Genomic DNA, 19,068 nt, shown 5'->3' on the forward strand with positions numbered 1-19,068 from the left:
TAGATTTTAAATGAATGCTTTTCGCAAAATTTTTGGCCATTATCTATGAATATCTATCATGCAAAGCCTACATGAATACGAAAAGTACTTAATGAAAAAACCTCGACATGTCTCCATTGTTGGATGATCTGTTGAAACGGCCTGCCTGGAGCAGCTCCTTGCGCAGCAATTTCCGCAAATCGGCATCCGAAAGTTCCCGCCTTGTTTTTTCTGCTTCTTTTTTTTCAGCAGCACTTATGGCTGTCTGTTGTTTCACATTGTAAATTTGCTTGATGCCTGCCATGTTTACTCCCTGATCGATCAAATCCTTGATCTCAAGAAGCTTATCAATATCATTTAAGGAAAAGAGCCGTTTATTGCCTTCAGTTCTTGCCGGAGAAATCAATTCGTGCTCTTCATAATAACGGATTTGTCTTGCTGTTAAATCTGTTAATTGCATGACAATTCCGATACTGAATAGTGGCATATTCCGGCGAATTTCGCTTCCGCCCATTTGATTTCTCCTCCTTCCCTTTTAAGATAATCTCATTATATTCAATGTTAGATATGTTGTCAAACATATGTTAGATTATCTGACATGAAATTTCACAAAAAAATAACAGGACATTTAAAACAAACTGTCCTGTTGTATATTTTCCTATTTTAAATTAATTAAACCTTTATCTATTAAAGAATCAATAGCAAGGCAAACAGCCATTTTCACGTGTGAATAGGTCAGTCCCCCCTGGACATAAGCGACGTACGGGGCTCTGGTAGGGCCGTCTGCTGTCAGCTCTATACTTGCTCCCTGGATGAATGTACCAGCTGCCATGATTACATCATCTTCATATCCAGGCATATAAGCAGGGTAGGGGGTAACATGCGAATTAACTGGTGAAGCAAATTGGATCGCCTGGCAAAAAGCAACCATCTTATCCTTATCATCAAACTGGACTGACTGAATCAGGTCTGTACGCTGGGCATCCCATTTTGGTGATGAGTTCATTCCAAGACGGTCGAGAAACGCAGCTGTAAAAACTGCACCCTTTAACGCCTGCGCCACAATATGCGGTGCCATAAAGAATCCCTGATACATCTCCTGAAGTGAATAAAGTGATGCCCCAGCCTCTGCCCCTATGCCGGGAGAGGTCATTCTGTAAGAGCATGACTCGACATATTTTGCCTTCCCTACGATATATCCGCCTGTTTTAGCGATGCCTCCTCCAGGGTTCTTGATCAACGAGCCTGCCATTAAATCCGCACCAACATGGCACGGTTCCATCTCTTCGACGAATTCACCATAGCAGTTATCCACGAAAACAACGACATCGCTTTTTATTTCCTTTACGAACTTAATCATTTCTCCAATTTCAGCTACTGTGAATGAAGGCCTTGTCGCATACCCCTTTGAACGCTGGATCCCGATCATCTTAGTTTCTGGCTTAATCGCCTTCTCTACAGCCCGCCAATCTATTTCCACTTTATCTGTCAGATTGACAGTATTGTAGGAAATGCCAAATTCCTTTAAAGATCCATTCCCTGTGCCACGGATACCAACGATTTCTTCCAGTGTGTCATACGGCTTGCCAGTAATATATAACAGTTCGTCTCCAGGTCGAAGGATTCCAAACAGTGCAATAGAAATTGCATGTGTTCCCGAAATGATTTGCGGGCGGACCAGCCCAGCTTCCCCGCCAAAGACCTCCGCATAAATTTTTTCAAGCGTCTCCCTGCCAGCGTCGTCATATCCATAGCCTGTCGTAGGGATAAAATGCGAATCGCTCACTCGGTTACTTTGGAAGCTTTGCAGTACTCTGTATTGATTTGTATCAATTCGCTCATCTATTTTCTTATGCACTCCGGCAATCTGCTGCTCGATCTCACTTACGAGCGGCTGCAGCTTTTGACCATTTTTCAGCTGTGTAAACATGTTGATCTCCTATCTAATGTAAATGCTTAAATAAATTTCAGATTTAAAAAGAAAACCTTTTCAGCTGCCCGGTAATCTGATGGTCAGCCAAAGAGAATCCTTTGCAAACATACCCCTGTTTTTCTTCATCAAATGAAAGCTCGCGCAAGATCGTTTCATTTTTCAGCTGCGCCAGCAGTTTACCTTCATCTGAAGGAACAATGACGTGGAATGATTCCATCATCCCGATAATGGTTTGCTCCATTTTCGCAAGCAGATTTTTCCTGTCTTCTTCACTAAATGCACTAATGAAAGCAGTTTCGTTTTTTGCGTTCGGGACGAAATCCTGGTGTACAATATCCCGTTTATTATAGACAGTGATCTGCGGAATATGATGAACTTCGAGATCCTCAAGCAATTTATTTACCGTTTGTTCGTGCGAAAAATAATCCTGATTTGACATATCGACTACATGCAACAGTAAGTCTGCCTCCCTGACTTCTTCAAGAGTCGACCGGAAAGCGGCAATCAAAGTTGTCGGCAGATCCTGAATAAACCCAACAGTATCGGTCAGCAAGGCTGTAAAACCACTTGGTAAAATCGCTTTTCTCGTCATCGGATCCAGCGTCGCAAACAATTGGTTTTCTTCATAAGAATCTGCTTCTGTCAGCCGGTTAAACAGCGTTGACTTCCCGGCGTTCGTATAACCGACAAGCGCAATCTGGAACGTTTTGTTTTTCTTTCGTCGTTCACGGTAGCGATCACGATGCTGAACAATTACAGCAAGCTGCGATTTTATATCATCAATCCTTCTGCGGATATGGCGGCGATCCGATTCCAGTTTCGTCTCCCCTGGTCCTCTCGTTCCAATACCTGCACCAAGCCGTGACATTTCAATTCCTTTTCCGGCAAGACGAGGCAATAGGTATTGAAGCTGTGCAAGCTCAACCTGGAGCTTCCCTTCCTTTGAGCGAGCTCGCTGGGCAAAGATATCAAGAATCAGCTGTGTCCGGTCAATTACCCTTGCTTTTAACCCTGCAGAAAGATTTCGGTTTTGGCTTGGAGATAATTCATCATTGAAAATAATTAAGTCTGGCTCAAGCTCCTCTTCAAGCGCCTGAAGTTCTTCTACCTTTCCTTTTCCTATGTATGTAGCCGGATGAACCTTAACCCGTTTCTGGGCAACTTGCACCATTACCGTCCCCTGCGCTGTTTCTGTGAGGGATTCAAGTTCTTCCATTGAATATTGAAAGCGGAGATCGTCTTCATCGGCCGTCTGACAGCCTACAAGAATTACTTTCTCAAGTACATTTTCTCGTTCCAAATAACACCCTTCTTTCATTATATAGCTAAAAACATCATACCAAATATTATAGGTAAACAAAAATTTTGCAATATTGGGCTAAAGTGGTTGTAAATCGGGACGAAAGTGATAAAATCAATATGTTTGCATTTTCCTATTTTAGTATTGAAAGATTAATTTCACAAGAGGAGCAAAAAGATAAAATGACATGGGAAGTACTCAGCATGATTGGAACAGTAGCATTCGCGATCAGCGGTGCGATTATTGCGATGGAAGAAGAATATGATATCTTCGGAGTTTATATATTGGGGATTGTGACTGCATTTGGAGGCGGGGCCATCAGAAACCTGCTGATTGGCGTACCTGTATCAGCTTTATGGGATCAGGGGCTGTTTTTTAACTTAGCCTTACTATCCATTACAATTGTTTTTATCTTTCCAAGCAACCTGTTAAAACACTGGCAGCGATGGGGCAATTTCTTTGATGCAATCGGGTTGGCTGCTTTTGCCATACAAGGTGCCATCTATGCTTCTAACATGGGCCATCCTTTAAGTGCAGTCATCGTCGCAGCCGTGCTCACAGGGAGCGGTGGCGGGATCATTCGTGACTTGCTCGCAGGCCGTAAACCACTTGTATTGAAGGCCGAAATTTATGCTGTTTGGGCTGTACTTGCTGGCCTTGTCATCGGCCTGGGAATGGCTGATCAAGCTGTGGAATTGTACGGATTGTTTCTAGTCATCACCACACTCCGTGTCATGTCGTACACCTTCAAATGGCATCTGCCTGTCAGGAAACTTGGCCTGGATTGAAGCAGCGCTTTATAAAAAGAACCAAAAAAGGCTTCCGCAGTGCGAAGCCTTTTTTCATTATATTATTTTCCGCCCCATCTGACCAATCGCATAATGAATGCCATGCTGCAAAGTTTGGAAGCAATCAAACTTTGAGAGGTTGATACTTGATTGAGTAATGGCAATTCCAAGTGCGGATGAGATGCCTACAAGGATCGTTTTCGTTCCTATTAATTTCGCTGCTGAGCCAATTTTTTCGATCAGACTGACAGTATGTTGCCCGATTTCTTGATCCAGACCTGTCAAATCAAGAACAAGGTAGCTCGCTTTATGCGAGGGAAGTTTATTTAATGTATTAATGATAAGCTGTTCAGATCGATCCTCCTCGTACTTTCCGATCAAAGGAACTACTACTACTCCATCAAGAACAGGAATGATTGGGGAGGAAAGCCTGTTAACCAGTTCTTTTAATTCAGCTGTTTTTTCCTCCACAAGGCCTTCAAGCTGTCTGATTTGTTCTGACTCTTTTTTACGTGCAAGCTGATGAATATTTTCTGATATTTTAATGTCTGAAGGGAAATATTCAATGATGCTGTATTCGTGTCCTTCAAGCTGTTGCTGCTTGATTTTATACCAAATTGTCGTGCCAAAAAGACCGGAAAATACACCCGCATAGTGGGCGGGAAGAAAACTCCCCCCCTTTGTTTTCCCCTGAGCAACATTCACTTTATGCTCCCAGCTATCTCTCATTATCGCTGTAAATGTTTTCGATTCAAAATTCAAATCTTCTATCCGTGTAAGACCCCAGCCTGCGGAAGCGTAAGTGGTGGTGATCATGTCTGCTGCTTCTGAGACACTGATTTCCTTTATTCTCTCAAAGTATTGTCCCACAACAAGTCCTTGCCGGAATCCAGTGGATTCAAACACAAGATTTGAAGCCTCTTCCCCTGAAATTTCTTCAATTGTATCAAAAAAAGTCTTCATTGCTGACGAAATCCAAAAAAGGACAGCATCCTCACCTTCAAATATGAATCTCCCCTTATCTAAATCCCAGCCAAAATCAATACCACCGATTTTATAATTCATTTCAGACCCCATAAAAGAACTCCTTTATCTATCTATGTATTGGTATGTAAAGCACGAAGTTATTAATAAGCTTCGTTATTTTCTCCCTAATTATAAGAATTAAGTAGTGAAACCCCGATTCTTTTTACCCAAAACAAACAAATACAAAACCTAAATCAAAAAATATATGACATATTATATGTCGAGATATTATTACAACCTATACTGCAGTTCATTTCTTATTAGGAAAAACTCTTTAAGGGGGAGTAAATGGCGGTTAAACAAAGATAGTTTCCCACGATGAACTTTACTAAGGCTTACACCCAGCAAAAGGATAAAATTTTACTGACAAGAAATACTAAAACAAACCAATCTAATAGGGAGGAACAGATTTGTTTAATAAAGTACTTTTATGGGGCATGCTCATACTTCCCTGGTTCACTTTGTTTTTCTTAAAAAAAGAAGGAATAAAACGATACATGCCTGTTGCCATCTTCGCCTCCCTTTTGATGACGGTTTATAATGTGTTTGCTTATAATCAAAAACACTGGGAGATTAAAGTTATGATTATCCCCTTGCTTAAGCCATTATTCGTATCAGGTTTATTTGGCGGTTTTTTAATTGTGACTATTTGGATCTTTTATTATACTTATGGACATTTCTGGAAATACCTTACAACAAACATAGTAGCTGACTTTATGTTTGCGATCTTTCCTATTCATTATTTGTTTCAGGAGAAACTGGGAATTTACCAGCTTCATAACATTACCCCATTAGGCCGTTTCACCCTTTTTGTTCTCTTTTCTTTATTGATCTATTTGTACCAGATGTGGCAGGAAGAGGTACTTATATCAAAATAAAAAGGATTCCACTCTTGCTGGAATCCTTTTACTGATTTTCTTATTTCAAGTGAGCTATAACTGAGTTAGGATCGAAACCTAAAACCCAGTGACCGTTAACATTTGATTGAGGTACTCCCATTTGCCCAGTTGCGTCTACAAGCTTTTGAGCTTCAATTGGATTTTGCTGGACATTGATTTCCTTATAGGCAATTCCCTTGTCATCTAAAAAATTCTTCAACATTGTGCAATAAGGACAAGTATTTGTTGTGTAAACTGTAATATTGTTCATTTAAAATCCCCCGATTATCAAATTTTATATACCCTTAAGGGTATATTAACAAATGCGAAAAATAATGTCAACAATAGCTGCTGACATTATTTTCATTTACTAAATTATTTGCGACATTTTTGAGATGGTTGTTTTTCTACTTTATTGAGTTTAATTAGCTCATTTTAAACAACAATCTTTTTGAATAACCCTTTTAGTTTCAGTGTTTTTTAATCATTAGAAAAAACAAGGTCATTGCTGCGGATTGTCATTAATTCATGCCTGTCATATTGGTTTTGCATCAGCAGCCTCATAGCCTGTGCTCTGATTGATTTTTCAATCACATTGCGTACATACCGACCATTCGAAAAAGCTGCTGGACCAAGCGTAGATTTTACTGTAACGAGATGCTCACGAAGTTTTCGCTCTGCCTCATGGCTTAGACTGTATTCCCTTTCCTTTAGCATCCGCTGGCTTATTTCCATCAGCTGGTCTATCGAATAGTCTGGAAAATCGATGACAAGCGGAAACCTGGAATGCAATCCTGGGTTCAACGTCAAAAAATACTCCATCTCCCGAGAATATCCGGCTAAGATTAAAATGAAATCGTGCTGTTTATCCTCCATATGTTTCACCAGGGTATCGATTGCTTCCTTGCCAAAGTCCTTTTCCCCGCCCCGTCCAAGCGAATAGGCTTCATCGATAAACAATATGCCTCCCATTGATTTCTTAATCAAATCCCTTGTCTTTTGTGCTGTATGCCCGATATATTCACCCACAAGGTCGGCCCTTTCAGCCTCAATCAAATGTCCCTTTGAAAGGACGTTCATTTTCAGGAACAGCTTTCCAATGATTCTCGCTACTGTAGTTTTTCCAGTTCCCGGGTTCCCCTTGAACATCATGTGCAGAGCCTGCTTGCCCGCTTTCAGCCCCATTTCTTCCCGTTTTTTATTCACATATATCCAGGCATATATTTCTTTAATCATTCGTTTCATTTCTTCCATGCCAACAAGCGTCCCGAGCTCTTCCTCAATATCCTTTAAGGCAGCATGCTCTTGCGGGATCGACTTTGGAACCAGCTGCGAATCAGGCAATTCTTTCGTTATTGTTTTCCTTTTCTGTGCGTTCAAAACGATACTGATTTGACCGTTGTTTTTCTTTCGAAGCGGTTGGTCCAAAGATTTCACCTCTCATTCTCGAAACAGTATACTTACCGTATTGCCTTCTATAAGGCATATGCCCTGTTTGGGTAGAATTTTACATAATTCAGATCAGGGATGCCGTATACCTGGTGTACTTTATCTCAGAAACTTCTTGATTATTTACCATACGACATACTGCCACAGCAATTTTCTCCATTTGTCAGAATCTGCGGTTTCCCAAGAAATACTCATATATTTATATGTATTCCATTAAGAAGGAATTCATTTTTAAAAATCATTTTAATGCCCTAAAAGTTTTTTGATCTTTTCCGATAAATTTAAAAGGTGTATTCGAATTCAACCTCTTAGGCTTCAACTATCCCTCTCCAAAAGAAAAACCCGCCATTGGCGGGTTTCCTGATCATTTTATTATTAAGCTTGGCCTTCATAATCGATTTGAACGTTCTTTTGTGGCGCAAAAGTTGAAATGGCATGTTTATATACAAGTTGCTGCTTTCCATCAGATTCAAAAAGAACAGTAAAATTATCGAAACCTTTAATTTGGCCTCTCAATTGAAATCCGTTCAATAGGAAAACGGTACAGTTAATGTTGTCTTTACGACACTGGTTTAAATATTGGTCCTGAATGTTCACTTGTTTCATGGGCGGATCCTCCTCTTTTATCTCTATTATTATGTATTCGCTCTAATCTCAAGCTTTCCTTCAATGAACTTAGAAATTTCAGCGAATTTTTTTTCAGCATCATTTGACACTGACATATCAAACCATTCCACATTCATCTTGTTTCGAAACCATGTTAGCTGTCTTTTTGCGTAGCGGCGTGAATTTTGTTTTAAATTTTCAACCGCAGTTTCAAGATCGGTTTTACCAGCAAAATATTCATAAAGCTCTTTATAGCCAATTGCCTGGATAGACTGGCAGTCTTTCAGCCCCAGATCGTAAAAATATTTAACTTCCTCCAGGAGACCTTGCTCAAGCATTAGGTCGACGCGTAAATTGATGCGTTTATAGAGTAACTCTCTGTCCATCATCAAACCAATAATGGCAGTATCATACAATAACTCTGGAGATTGTTTCTCCTGAAGCTCAGCCGCTGTTTTTCCTGTGCAATGAATGATTTCTAATGCTCTGATCACACGCCGGACGTTATTCGGATGAATTCGCGAAGCACTTTCCGGGTCCTCAGCTTTCAACCTTTCATGCAAATAATCTTGGCCATGTTCCTCGGCTTCTTTTTCCAGCATACTGCGAAAGCTCAGGTCTGATGGAGCATCTGTAAAATGATAGTCATAAATGACGGACTGAATATAAAGTCCTGTGCCGCCGACAATCATTGGAACCTTTCCTCTTGAGCTGATTTCATTGATCTTCGTGCGGACTAGTTCTTGAAATTCCGCTGTTGAAAAACTTTCATCCGGCTCTTTAATATCAATTAGATGATGAGGAATACCTTCCATTTCTTCTTTAGTGACTTTTGCGGTCCCAATATCCATGCCCATATAAATTTGCATTGAATCTCCGCTGATGATTTCACCATTAAATTTCTTTGCTAGCTCGATGCTCAGCTTTGTTTTACCGACAGCTGTCGGCCCAATTAACACAATCAATTTCTGTTTTTGTTTCAAAAAACTTCACACTGCCTTTTCTTTGAAGCTGTTGGATTGTTGTTCCAACTATAAATTTATTTTACCATTAAATAGAAAGCAGTTGAACATCTATGCATTATACCCTTATCTTAGCAACTGTATTCTTAAATCTAGAATTTCTGAATAAATTTTCCTGTACTTTTACAATTAGATAACGATTACGTAACAAAAGCCCTTTCACCCCCAAATTCATGATAGTTTAATAGAAGTCTATGATGGATTTACTAATTTATAGAGAACTGGGTGAAATCGAAATGTTATCTACTACAGAAATTGGAATTGATTTAGGAACAGCTAACACACTTGTATATAGTAAAAATAAAGGAATCGCTCTTAACGAACCTTCAGTTGTAGCGATTGATACAGAAACAAAAAACGTACTTGCTGTCGGCAAGGAAGCAAAGGAAATGATTGGGAAGACTCCCGGAAAGATTGTCGCAATCCGCCCGTTAAAGGATGGAGTAATCGCTGACTTTGATGTGACAACTGAAATGCTTAAACAAATCATGAAGAAAGCCTCAAAAACAGGCGGATTTGGTCTGCGCAAACCAGATGTAGTTGTATGTACACCTTCTGGATCAACTAGTGTTGAACGTCGCGCGATTCAGGATGCTGTGAGAAATGCAGGCGCAAAAAAAGTTCATTTAATCGAAGAGCCTGTTGCTGCAGCAATTGGAGCAGGCCTTCCTGTTGATGAGCCTGTAGCAAATGTTGTTGTAGATATTGGCGGAGGTACTACCGAGGTTGCAATCATCTCCTATGGCGGTGTTGTAGCTTGCCATTCGATTCGTATTGCTGGCGACAGATTGGACGAAGACATCATTCAATATGTGCGCAAAGAGTACAATGTTTTAATCGGTGAAAGAACAGCCGAAAAAATCAAGATGGAAATCGGCTATGCCCTCGTTGATCATGAAATGATGGAAATTGATATTCGCGGCCGAGACCTTGTAACAGGACTTCCGAAAACTGTTAGACTTAATTCATATGAAATCAGAGATGCCATCAAGGAATCCCTTCTTCATATTATGGAAGCAATCCGTGCAACTCTTGAAGATTGCCCGGCGGAACTAAGTGGTGATATCGTGGACCGTGGTGTCATCCTTTCAGGTGGCGGAGCATTGCTGAATGGTATTCAGGACTGGTTAGGCGGCGAGATGGTCGTACCTGTCCATATCGCTCCAAATCCTTTGGAGTCTGTTGCAATCGGTACTGGAAAAGCGCTACAGTACATTCATAAGCTTCAGCCAGCAGTGAGATAATACTACGCAAAAAAACTCGTCTTTTTTGGACGAGTTTTTTGCTATTTCAACTTACATAACATACCAATCACGCAAGAGCGAGTTCTAAATTTTCAAATATTTCTCTTTTATGATATTCATATGATGAAGTTCATGTCCTGCAACCATGAAAGGAAGTGCTCTCGCTGTAATTTCATATCCATTAGCCGAACCTACCCGCTCCCATGCATGTTGAGGTATACCCTTCATTAAGCTGATTGTAGACCTTCTGACTAACTTATAATCCTCAAGCAAATCTGTGAGGGACCTCAAATGAAAGCGCGCCTCTTTTACATAGTCATTTTCACTGTATCCGGGGAGAACGGTCTGATCTCCTCTTGAAATACGCAGCAATCTGTACCCCATTATCCGTTCGGTATCGGTTAAATGGCCAACGACTTCACTTAGTGACCATTTTCCTTCTGCATACCGGAAATTGGCTTCTGCTTCTGTCAGGTTTGAAAGTAGTGTGTAAGTGTCATCCGACTGTGAAGCAAGAATATCTATTATATCCCCTTCTGGAACTAAATGAATATAGCTTCTTGTGTATTCGGGATATTCATCAATTAATGGTCGTTTAAGCAATTACATGTCTCTCCTTTTACATCATTCTAAAGATTATTTATTCGTCTTAAGCTAGAAGAATCCTGTATGGCAGAATAAATAGAAAGGCACCATACCACTATTGATAAACAGTGCCAATTTAATTATTCAACCTGCTGTTTACGAAGCTTATTAAAATATAAAAATACTGGCAGCGGGATGACGATAAATCCGAGACTTTTTATAATCTGGTTAAGGGCACGACCCTTCTGGCGAGTCTTTTCTTCGTTTAAATAATCATCATAGTTGCTGCGAAGTGCGTCTTCACTCAATTCAGTTTTTGAACCTTCAATTTTCCCATTTTGATTCATTTGTTTATATTCTGTAAAGCTCTGATAATAGCCTGATGGACTGACAAGGTCGGCGGTTGCCATAAAAATTGAAACACCTCCGCCAATGACCATCATTAACGTTGCGAACAATACGAGATAAATATATAGATGCCTGACCACACTCTCTCCCCCTTTTTCTTTGTTTTTCATTGCGAAAGCTACGAAGAAAATAATAATGACAATTGGCATGATGGCAAATAATAGCGAAAAAACAAACAATGGAGCACCTCCATTCTTCTCTTCTACATTAAATATACTTCTTAAATCAGCTTTCTACTATCCATTTTTTGAATTTACACAAAAATAAAAAGCAGTGCTTCCACGGATGAAAGCACTGCATTTGAGTTTATTTTTACATAACACGCTTGAACATTTTTTCCATTTCATAAGTAGAGTAATGTACAATGATTGGCCTTCCATGCGGACATGTGAATGGGTCAGAAGATCGCCGCAATTCATCGAGCAAGGCCTGGATTTCATCGCTTCGCAAATGATGGTTTGCCTTGATCGATGCCTTGCAGCTCATCATGATTGCTGCTTCTTCGCGCAGCTTCTTGATATCTACTTTTTTCATCGCCAGCAGCTGTTCAATCATATCTTCAATCAGCTCTTGTTCCTCCCCGCGCGGTAGCCATTGGGGATGTGAGCGCACGATAAAGCTATTGTAGCCAAATGGCTCAAGGAAGACTCCGACCTTTTCAAGTTCTTTCTGATGTTCATTGATTTTAATGCATTCATCAGCAGAATATTCAAGTGTGATAGGCACTAGCATTTCCTGAAGTTCTGTCGCTACTTGGCCTACCTTATCCCGAAAGTATTCATACTTGATCCGCTCCTGGGCAGCATGCTGGTCAATTATATAAAGTCCACGCTCATTCTGAGCAAGAATGTAAGTGCCATGCATCTGGCCAATAGGATAGAGAGGCGGGACTCGGTAGGGATTGCCTTCTGCCTTTGCAATGCCAGGCTCATCCAAATGGACCTCCAAACCCAGTCCTGAAACGGGAGAATCGTTTATTTCTGTTTCACCGGCATGTGCCTCTTTATCCTGCACATTTCCTTGAATGCTCTGTTCCCTTTCATTCGTTTCCGGCCTTATTAATGGTTCTGCAGCTGTAAATGCCTTCCGCCAGTCTGGAGCATCCGTTCTAGTGAAATCCTTCTGTTCAGCAGCAGTATAACGCTGACTTAATTCAGTTGCTTTCTCTTCAATGATGTGCCCACTGCCAATCATGCTGTTAGAATGAGTACTATGTGCACTTTTTTCAGAAGAAGGGAGGTGGTCAAGATCCATGAATGTCTGTTCCGACTTTGGCTTTTCAATTTTTTGCGCTACGAATCCAGCTGGTATCAATTCCTTCGTTTTAAATGCGTTTTTGATAACTCTGGAAACCAGCTCATTCAATTCTTGCTCCTTGCTCAATCGCACTTCCATTTTTGAGGGATGGACATTAACATCAATCAAAAGTGGATCCATTTCAATATTTAACAGGACCACAGGAAATCTTCCTATCGGAAGCAATGTGTGGTACCCTTCCTGAATGGCTTTTACCAGTGCATAGTTTTTAATGAACCGGCCATTGATCATAGTTGAAATATAATTCCTTGATGCCCTTGTTATTTCAGGCATGGAGATATATCCCTTGATTTTATAATCCAGTGACTCTCCTGATATCGGGACCATCGCTTTTACCATATTGATTCCATAGATTGCTGCGAGTACCTGGCGTACATCTCCATTGCCCGCAGTCTTTAATAACTGGCGGCCATTATGGACGAGCCGGAAGCTGATATCCGGATTAGCAAGTGCAAGCCGGTTTACGACATCCGTGACATTCCCAAGCTCTGTGTGGATTGTCTTCATATATTTCAAGCGAGCCGGTGTGTTAAAAAATAAGTCAGTGATCGTGATATCTGTTCCTTTTCGGCCATCTGCCTTATCAAGCGACTCTACTTTGCCGCCTTCGATTGTAATCTTGTTTCCTTCGACCCCTGTTGAGGTCTTCATTTCCAATCTAGAAACAGAAGCAATACTTGGCAGAGCCTCTCCTCTGAAACCAAGCGTCCTGATCCGGAACAAGTCGTTCTCATTCTTGATTTTACTGGTCGCATGGCGCTGAAAGGCTGTAAGAACATCGTCTTCTTCAATGCCATCCCCATTATCAGTTATCCTGATCCTCGCAAGCCCTGCTTCTTCAAGATCGACTTCGATTACTGTACTGCCGGCATCGATCGAGTTTTCAAGCAATTCCTTCACAACAGATGCTGGACGCTCTACTACCTCGCCCGCTGCGATTTTATTAGATAAAGCATCATCGAGTTGAATGATTTTCCCCATTTTCCCACCTCCAGCATCGATTTGGATCATTAACCGCGCAGCTTTTTCTGCAATTCATACAGTACATTGATTGCCTGAAGCGGAGTCATATCAAGAATTTCAATCCCGCTTAATTTATCAAGTACCAGCTTTTCCTTTTTGCTGATTGTACTTTCTCTTTTAGGCGCTGGGTCTTCATCAAAGAATGACAGTTGGGCAGCGGCAGCTGTTTCAGCAATCTGAAGTCTGTGAGATTCCTGCATGTCCTCAGTCTTAACCGGTGTTTCATGACCTGCGCTTCTTTGTCCATGAAGTTCAGTTGAAATTTGCGCGTCTGTCTGCTCGAGAATCTGCAGGATTTCTGCTGCACGCTCAATTAGCTCTGCTGGCAATTCAGCTAACTGGGCAACATGGATTCCGTAGCTTTTATCTGCTGCGCCTTCCCTGATTTTATGAAGGAAAACAACCTTCCCATTTTGTTCAACTGCGCTTACATGGACGTTCTTCAATTTCAACAGCTCATTTTCAAGCGTTGTCAGTTCATGATAATGAGTTGAAAAAAGTGTCTTTGCACCAATTTTATCATGGATATATTCAATCATTGCCTGGGCTAGTGCCATTCCGTCATAGGTAGATGTTCCCCGGCCAATTTCATCAAACAGAATCAAACTGTTCTCCGTAGCGTTCGTAATCGCATTCTTCGCTTCAAGCATCTCGACCATAAACGTACTCTGTCCTGATACCAGGTCATCCGCCGCACCAATCCTCGTGAATACCTGGTCAAAGATTGGCATCACCGCTTCAGATGCAGGTACGAAGCAGCCTATTTGCGCCATGATAGCCGTAAGCGCAATTTGGCGCATATACGTACTTTTACCAGACATATTTGGCCCAGTAATAAGGAGAACTTCCCTTTCCGAATCCATAAAGCAGTCATTTGGAACATATTCCTGTGCATTCATAACCTTTTCTACTACAGGATGACGGCCATCTTTGAGCACAATTTCCCTGTCAACAGAAAACGACGGTCTTACATATCGACGCTGTTCGCTAAGCTCGGCAAATCCAAGCAGGACGTCCAATTCACTGAGTGCTTTCGCAAGTCCCTGCAATCTTGGGATATATTCTTTGATTGTTTCGCGTATGCCGGTAAATAGCTGGTACTCAAGCTCAACGCTTTTTTCCTCGGCTGCAAGAATCAATTCTTCCTTTTCTTTCAGTTCAGGAGTGATAAAGCGCTCAGCATTCGAGAGGGTCTGCTTCCGTTCATACTGGCCTTCCTGAAGCAAATGCAGATTGGCGCGTGTCACCTCAATATAGTAACCAAAGATTCGGTTGTAGCCGACCTTCAAGGATTTAATGCCCGTTTTCTCACGCTCCTGGCGCTCGAGCATCGCGATCCATGTTTTTCCGTTTCTGCTTGCATCCCGGTATTGATCGAGCTGCTCATCATATCCATCCCGTATGATATTGCCTTCCTTGACAGACATTGGAGGATTATCAACGATAGCCTGCTCGAGCAAATCCGCGGCTTCTTCACAAGGGTCAAGGCGATCAGCCATGCGTGATGCTTCTTCATGTGAAAGGTTCTGTAAAATATGCTTTAAAGAAGGCACCTGTAATAACGACCTTTTTAGTTGCATCAAATCCCTTGGATTCAAGTTGCCAAATGCAACCCTGCCAGCAAGCCTTTCAAGATCATAAACTTCTTTTAGTTTTTCTCTTAGTTCCTGCCGTTCAAAGAATTGTCCTACAAACAGCTCGACCATTCCCTGCCTGCGGCGAATATCCTCTTGATCAATGAGCGGCCTGTTGATCCATTGCTTGAGCATCCTTCCGCCCATAGCCGTCATTGTTTCATCCAGCAGCCACAAAAGCGTGCCTTTTTTAGCAGTGGAACGGATTGTTTCGGTCAGTTCAAGATTTCGCTTTGAAAAATAATCTATTTTCATATATTGCTGTACTTTGTAAACAGATACTTTCTGCAAATGATCAAGACTGCGTTTTTGGGTCCTGAACAAATAATTGAATAATCTTGATGCTGTTGTTCTTAATTCAGCATCTTCAAGCTCTGAAAAAAGCTCCATGAAAGATTCATTCAGTTCCGTGTTATCTTCGATCGATAAAGCTAGAATCGAACGTTCCTTCAGCTTTTTTTCGATTTCAGGAGAAAGCGAGCTTGCAATGACTACTTCCTTTGCACCGGACATCGTCAGCTCATTGATCAATTCCTCGATGTTTCCTGTTAAAAGCGTGGCCCTGCTTTCACCAGTTGTCAGATCGCTGCAGGCAAATCCATACTTATCTCCAGGGAAAATGGAAACAGACGCGATAAAATTGTTTTCTTTATCTGTAAGTCCGCGGCCTTCCATCATCGTACCAGGTGTGATCAGCTGGACAACCTCTCGCTTCACAACACCTTTTGCTGTTTTCGGATCTTCGGTTTGTTCGCATATTGCTACTTTATATCCTTTCGCAATAAGCTGTTCAATATAGTTTGGAGCAGAATGGTAAGGCACTCCGCACATCGGAATCCGTTCCTCTCCGCCACCCTCTCTGCTGGTAAGGGTAATCTCAAGCTCTTGAGATGCTTTCAGTGCATCTTCAAAGAACATTTCATAAAAATCGCCAAGGCGGAAAAATAAAAAGGCATCTTGGTAGTCTGCCTTAACTTGCAGGTATTGCTTTATCATAGGGGTATATGTAGCCATATTATCCTCCAACATTCACTATAATTCGATCTTATACTCTAAATATCTATTATAACTCGACAAAAGTGAATTTTCGATAGAATCCCCTTAAAAAGAATTACCAATCCCCAATCACCACACCAAAGCATCACCGCATCGGGGGTCTGGCCCCCACCGCTTTAACGTTTTACCGTGTCGGGGGTCTGACCCCCAATGCTTTAACGCATAAAAGCAGGACTTTTTCAGTCCTGCTTGTTAGTTTTGGAAGACTTTATATTTACGTGCGAGTTCGACCCATTCGTAACGTTTATGTGTTTCCAGCTTTTCACCGATTTTCTGGCGATGGTTTTCGACTGTTTTGACTGAAATACTGAGTCTATCAGCAATATCTTTTTGTGAAAAGCCCATGACCGTCAGGATGAAGACCTCCTGTTCCCGCTTTGTGATCGGCAAATCGAGTTTCTGAAAATGCTCAACTCCACCATCGCCCTTCAATTCAAACGTATCGAATACCTTCTGATTAGCTAAAATCCGATCGAGTGATTGAACAAATTCGTCCCGATTATGCAGCTTGATTAAATATCCATCTGCTCCTGCCTCATATAATTTTTTCTGATACCCAATATCATCACGCATTGAATATATAACAATTTTGGCCTCCGGCAGTTTTTTCCTCAATTTATCCAATGTACTCGGACCATCAAATCGTGTTAGCATCGAAACTTCAAGCAACACTAGGTCAGCTGGAAACTGTTCAGCAGCCTTAAGCCCCTCATAATCATCACATGCACAAATTCTTTCATCGATGCAAAACGACTTCTCTAAAAGCACGCTTAATCCATCTCGCACAATTTCATGGTCGTCGATGATCAATACATTCATGTTCTTCCTCTCCCACGTCACGCTTACAATTTCTTCTGTTCTCTTTACCCTTCCATTTTAACCCGGTACTTCTCCTTAATATTGCAGCGTTTATTAACATTGAGTGAATGTTTTCATAAAAAAAGACCTGGAGCAGGTCTAATAAAAATCTGTTATTTGATTAATAAAGGCTTTTGATATTTACTATGCTGATCTTTTTCTCCAATATATTCGAAGCCGTTATCCTTATAAAACCGATTTAGTTTAGGATTGTTTGCAACACAATCAAGCTTAATGTATTCTTTTTCGGTATTAACATTCTGATGAATCCATTCTATTATTTCCATTCCCAGCCTCTTGCCCATATTTTCTGGACTGATAGCAAGTCTATGCAAGTATAGTGACTCAGAATTTGTTTCGACACCAAAAATATGTTGGTCCCACTCACTTTGGCGGCTGGAAAGTGTAAAAGTTCCGATCATGTTCTCTTCTTTCAAGAGAATATACGTATCCCTATGTAAGATGGCTTCTTTAATTTCCTCATCATCCCCACCGATTAAAAGATATTGCCATTGATTAATCCTGTTATCTTTCATCCATTGAGCAATCTTTTTAAGAAAGGCAATTACATCCTGTGTCTCCTCTTGTGTTGCTAATCTTATTTGAAAGTTCCCTTCCATATATTTGAGCCCCTTTAAGCGTTTTCAATTACTATTTCTATATGAAACACGGTTTTCCTGCAAAAAAAACAGGCTAAAATTCAGCCTGTTTACAAAATAAATTATTTTAATGAGTTTAATACTTTCTCTATATTCTCGTTCGTCATTTCTACTGCCTGCTGCATCGTCCTAACTTCGTTTGATGCCCAATAATCGTATAATCTGGCTAAATCATTCCGATTGTATACTTGATTAGCAAATTCGCTAAAGAAGTATACCAATAAAACATTCACGACATTGGCCGGCAGCTTTTTACGTGTCGATATTGATCTTAGGGCTATATTTTCAAGCCCGCGAATATTGTTATTTGTTAGTTTCTCCACCACTTCTATTGGCAAGGCAGTTTCGCAGAATTGAAGGAAGTCTGGGTCATTTAAAAGTTTATTCATAGAAAAATCTCCTGCTTTATTTACTTTTTTCAGATCGTTTTGATCGCATTCTCCAATAGTTCGATGTCTTTAGAGATTTCTTTCCTGATCCTGACATCATTACACCTTTGATATTCAATATGCAGCCGTCTGAGTTCCTCACGAAAAATTAGATGTTCAAAGTTGTTATTCATAATCGCCCTCATTATCATTGACTATTCTAGAAAATATCTTCCCATAATTTCCTTAAGTCAAACAAATTTTATTTTGAGGGGATGTTATGCTTACCTTAACATTAAGCAGTGATCGATTGGAAGAGGTATTTTGGTTTATTTAATTTTCCCAATGAACTGGGCTCATCATCCATGTAGAGACTGCGGACCTGCTCCTTATACACAATTTGTTTGAATTTTTTATCAATCCTTTTTCAAAACCTTCCCTACTGCCCAACTTTGGTGATCGTGAAACAAACAATTTATGGCCTTAGCTGGTTCCAACCACCTTAGGTAGTGACCATCTTCTGTCGGCTTCCCTGACTTGCATAATATGTTACAGAAGTAAAAATGCCCCTCACTTAAATAGTAGCTCCTATCATTTGCCGAATAAAAGTAACGTAGGGCGCACCCTATAAACGATCCTATTTCTAGCGTCATGCCCATTTCTTCAATACCTTCTCTTAAGAGGCATTCTTCATGCGATTCTTCGTTTTCCAGGCCTCCGCCAGGCAAAAAATAATTGCCATCATCGGTTTGAATTACTGCGATTTTATCCTTATGTTCATTGAAAATAAGACCATAGATACAAGGCCTATAAATGTAATCCACATCATCCTCTTTGAAACCAAAAATGTTCATACTGTTACTTCTTCCTCTCTCTCTAAAAGAGTGACTGGGTACACTTGTTTCTATTCAGTATAAGAAGCTTGATTTAGACTC

Annotated in this window: 20 protein-coding genes; 3 read left to right on the top strand and 17 right to left on the bottom strand. The window is 40.7% G+C overall.

Going from position 1 to position 19,068, the window contains the following annotated elements:
- Positions 1–88: 88 nt before the first annotated feature.
- The 3 genes from V7201_RS14655 to hflX all read right to left on the bottom strand — a co-directional run bounded on the left by V7201_RS14655 (position 89) and on the right by hflX (position 3,212).
- Entirely contained in the window at positions 89–493 is a 405-nt protein-coding gene (locus V7201_RS14655) for a MerR family transcriptional regulator (protein WP_335377483.1), read from the bottom strand.
- 144 nt (positions 494–637) lie between these two features.
- On the bottom strand, positions 638–1,909 hold the full coding sequence (locus V7201_RS14660) for an aminotransferase class I/II-fold pyridoxal phosphate-dependent enzyme (RefSeq protein WP_335377484.1): 1,272 nt from the start codon (positions 1,907–1,909) through the stop codon (positions 638–640).
- Positions 1,910–1,952: 43 nt separating this feature from the next.
- Positions 1,953–3,212 (bottom strand): GTPase HflX, encoded by a 1,260-nt coding sequence (gene hflX, locus V7201_RS14665; RefSeq protein WP_335377485.1) that lies wholly within the window; start codon positions 3,210–3,212, stop codon positions 1,953–1,955.
- Between the two features lie 182 nt (positions 3,213–3,394).
- Between hflX and V7201_RS14670 the strand changes: the two genes are divergently transcribed.
- Positions 3,395–4,000, top strand: a complete 606-nt coding sequence (locus tag V7201_RS14670; protein WP_335377486.1) for a trimeric intracellular cation channel family protein — start codon at positions 3,395–3,397, stop codon at positions 3,998–4,000.
- Between the two features lie 57 nt (positions 4,001–4,057).
- On the opposite strand, the gene V7201_RS14675 is transcribed toward V7201_RS14670, so the two are convergent.
- The gene (locus V7201_RS14675) at positions 4,058–5,077 is read right to left on the bottom strand and encodes an STAS domain-containing protein (protein WP_335377487.1); all 1,020 of its coding nucleotides are present in this window, start codon (positions 5,075–5,077) and stop codon (positions 4,058–4,060) included.
- Between the two features lie 359 nt (positions 5,078–5,436).
- On the opposite strand from V7201_RS14675, the gene V7201_RS14680 reads away from it, so the two are divergent.
- Positions 5,437–5,904, top strand: a complete 468-nt coding sequence (locus tag V7201_RS14680; RefSeq protein WP_335377488.1) for a hypothetical protein — start codon at positions 5,437–5,439, stop codon at positions 5,902–5,904.
- 40 nt (positions 5,905–5,944) lie between these two features.
- On the opposite strand, the gene V7201_RS14685 is transcribed toward V7201_RS14680, so the two are convergent.
- From V7201_RS14685 to miaA, 4 genes are all read right to left on the bottom strand, one after another.
- Positions 5,945–6,175: a glutaredoxin family protein gene (locus V7201_RS14685; protein WP_335377489.1), complete on the bottom strand. Its 231-nt coding sequence runs from the start codon at positions 6,173–6,175 to the stop codon at positions 5,945–5,947.
- 209 nt (positions 6,176–6,384) lie between these two features.
- Positions 6,385–7,332: a stage V sporulation protein K gene (gene spoVK / locus V7201_RS14690; protein WP_335377490.1), complete on the bottom strand. Its 948-nt coding sequence runs from the start codon at positions 7,330–7,332 to the stop codon at positions 6,385–6,387.
- Positions 7,333–7,728: 396 nt separating this feature from the next.
- Entirely contained in the window at positions 7,729–7,959 is a 231-nt protein-coding gene (gene hfq, locus V7201_RS14695; RefSeq protein ID WP_207498257.1) for an RNA chaperone Hfq, read from the bottom strand.
- Positions 7,960–7,988: 29 nt separating this feature from the next.
- Positions 7,989–8,942, bottom strand: a complete 954-nt coding sequence (gene miaA / locus V7201_RS14700; RefSeq protein ID WP_335377491.1) for a tRNA (adenosine(37)-N6)-dimethylallyltransferase MiaA — start codon at positions 8,940–8,942, stop codon at positions 7,989–7,991.
- A 275-nt stretch (positions 8,943–9,217) separates the two neighbouring features.
- Between miaA and mreBH the strand changes: the two genes are divergently transcribed.
- Positions 9,218–10,225, top strand: a complete 1,008-nt coding sequence (gene mreBH, locus V7201_RS14705; RefSeq protein WP_335377492.1) for a rod-share determining protein MreBH — start codon at positions 9,218–9,220, stop codon at positions 10,223–10,225.
- Positions 10,226–10,309: 84 nt separating this feature from the next.
- Here mreBH and V7201_RS14710 read toward each other — a convergent pair whose 3' ends face one another.
- From V7201_RS14710 to V7201_RS14750, 9 genes are all read right to left on the bottom strand, one after another.
- Positions 10,310–10,828, bottom strand: a complete 519-nt coding sequence (locus tag V7201_RS14710) for a DinB family protein (RefSeq protein ID WP_335377493.1) — start codon at positions 10,826–10,828, stop codon at positions 10,310–10,312.
- Between the two features lie 122 nt (positions 10,829–10,950).
- Entirely contained in the window at positions 10,951–11,397 is a 447-nt protein-coding gene (locus V7201_RS14715) for a hypothetical protein (RefSeq protein WP_335377494.1), read from the bottom strand.
- Between the two features lie 133 nt (positions 11,398–11,530).
- Positions 11,531–13,516 (bottom strand): DNA mismatch repair endonuclease MutL, encoded by a 1,986-nt coding sequence (mutL, locus tag V7201_RS14720; protein ID WP_335377495.1) that lies wholly within the window; start codon positions 13,514–13,516, stop codon positions 11,531–11,533.
- Positions 13,517–13,545: 29 nt separating this feature from the next.
- Positions 13,546–16,206 (bottom strand): DNA mismatch repair protein MutS, encoded by a 2,661-nt coding sequence (gene mutS, locus V7201_RS14725; RefSeq protein WP_335377496.1) that lies wholly within the window; start codon positions 16,204–16,206, stop codon positions 13,546–13,548.
- A 234-nt stretch (positions 16,207–16,440) separates the two neighbouring features.
- Positions 16,441–17,067, bottom strand: coding sequence for a response regulator transcription factor (locus V7201_RS14730; RefSeq protein ID WP_335377497.1), 627 nt, complete (start codon positions 17,065–17,067; stop codon positions 16,441–16,443).
- Positions 17,068–17,219: 152 nt separating this feature from the next.
- The gene (locus V7201_RS14735) at positions 17,220–17,726 is read right to left on the bottom strand and encodes a GNAT family N-acetyltransferase (protein ID WP_335377498.1); all 507 of its coding nucleotides are present in this window, start codon (positions 17,724–17,726) and stop codon (positions 17,220–17,222) included.
- 101 nt (positions 17,727–17,827) lie between these two features.
- Complete coding sequence (locus V7201_RS14740; protein WP_335377499.1) at positions 17,828–18,154, bottom strand: hypothetical protein; 327 nt, start codon at positions 18,152–18,154, stop codon at positions 17,828–17,830.
- Between the two features lie 29 nt (positions 18,155–18,183).
- Positions 18,184–18,327 (bottom strand): hypothetical protein, encoded by a 144-nt coding sequence (locus V7201_RS14745; RefSeq protein WP_335377500.1) that lies wholly within the window; start codon positions 18,325–18,327, stop codon positions 18,184–18,186.
- A gap of 222 nt (positions 18,328–18,549) precedes the next feature.
- Complete coding sequence (locus tag V7201_RS14750) at positions 18,550–18,987, bottom strand: NUDIX hydrolase (RefSeq protein ID WP_335377501.1); 438 nt, start codon at positions 18,985–18,987, stop codon at positions 18,550–18,552.
- Positions 18,988–19,068: the final 81 nt, after the last annotated feature.

Source organism: Bacillus sp. JJ1122 (assembly GCF_036964885.1).
In the GTDB taxonomy this organism is placed as follows: Bacteria; Bacillota; Bacilli; order Bacillales; family Cytobacillaceae; genus Mesobacillus.

Coding starts and splice junctions, on each gene's coding strand:
- V7201_RS14655 (WP_335377483.1), bottom strand. CDS start 493: ATGGGCGGAAGCGAAATTCGCCGGAATATGCCACTATTCAGTATCGGA.
- V7201_RS14660 (WP_335377484.1), bottom strand. CDS start 1,909: ATGTTTACACAGCTGAAAAATGGTCAAAAGCTGCAGCCGCTCGTAAGT.
- V7201_RS14670 (WP_335377486.1), top strand. CDS start 3,395: ATGACATGGGAAGTACTCAGCATGATTGGAACAGTAGCATTCGCGATC.
- V7201_RS14675 (WP_335377487.1), bottom strand. CDS start 5,077: ATGGGGTCTGAAATGAATTATAAAATCGGTGGTATTGATTTTGGCTGG.
- V7201_RS14685 (WP_335377489.1), bottom strand. CDS start 6,175: ATGAACAATATTACAGTTTACACAACAAATACTTGTCCTTATTGCACA.
- hfq (WP_207498257.1), bottom strand. CDS start 7,959: ATGAAACAAGTGAACATTCAGGACCAATATTTAAACCAGTGTCGTAAA.
- mreBH (WP_335377492.1), top strand. CDS start 9,218: ATGTTATCTACTACAGAAATTGGAATTGATTTAGGAACAGCTAACACA.
- mutL (WP_335377495.1), bottom strand. CDS start 13,516: ATGGGGAAAATCATTCAACTCGATGATGCTTTATCTAATAAAATCGCA.
- mutS (WP_335377496.1), bottom strand. CDS start 16,206: ATGGCTACATATACCCCTATGATAAAGCAATACCTGCAAGTTAAGGCA.
- V7201_RS14730 (WP_335377497.1), bottom strand. CDS start 17,067: ATGAATGTATTGATCATCGACGACCATGAAATTGTGCGAGATGGATTA.
- V7201_RS14735 (WP_335377498.1), bottom strand. CDS start 17,726: ATGGAAGGGAACTTTCAAATAAGATTAGCAACACAAGAGGAGACACAG.
- V7201_RS14740 (WP_335377499.1), bottom strand. CDS start 18,154: ATGAATAAACTTTTAAATGACCCAGACTTCCTTCAATTCTGCGAAACT.
- V7201_RS14745 (WP_335377500.1), bottom strand. CDS start 18,327: ATGAATAACAACTTTGAACATCTAATTTTTCGTGAGGAACTCAGACGG.
- V7201_RS14750 (WP_335377501.1), bottom strand. CDS start 18,987: ATGAACATTTTTGGTTTCAAAGAGGATGATGTGGATTACATTTATAGG.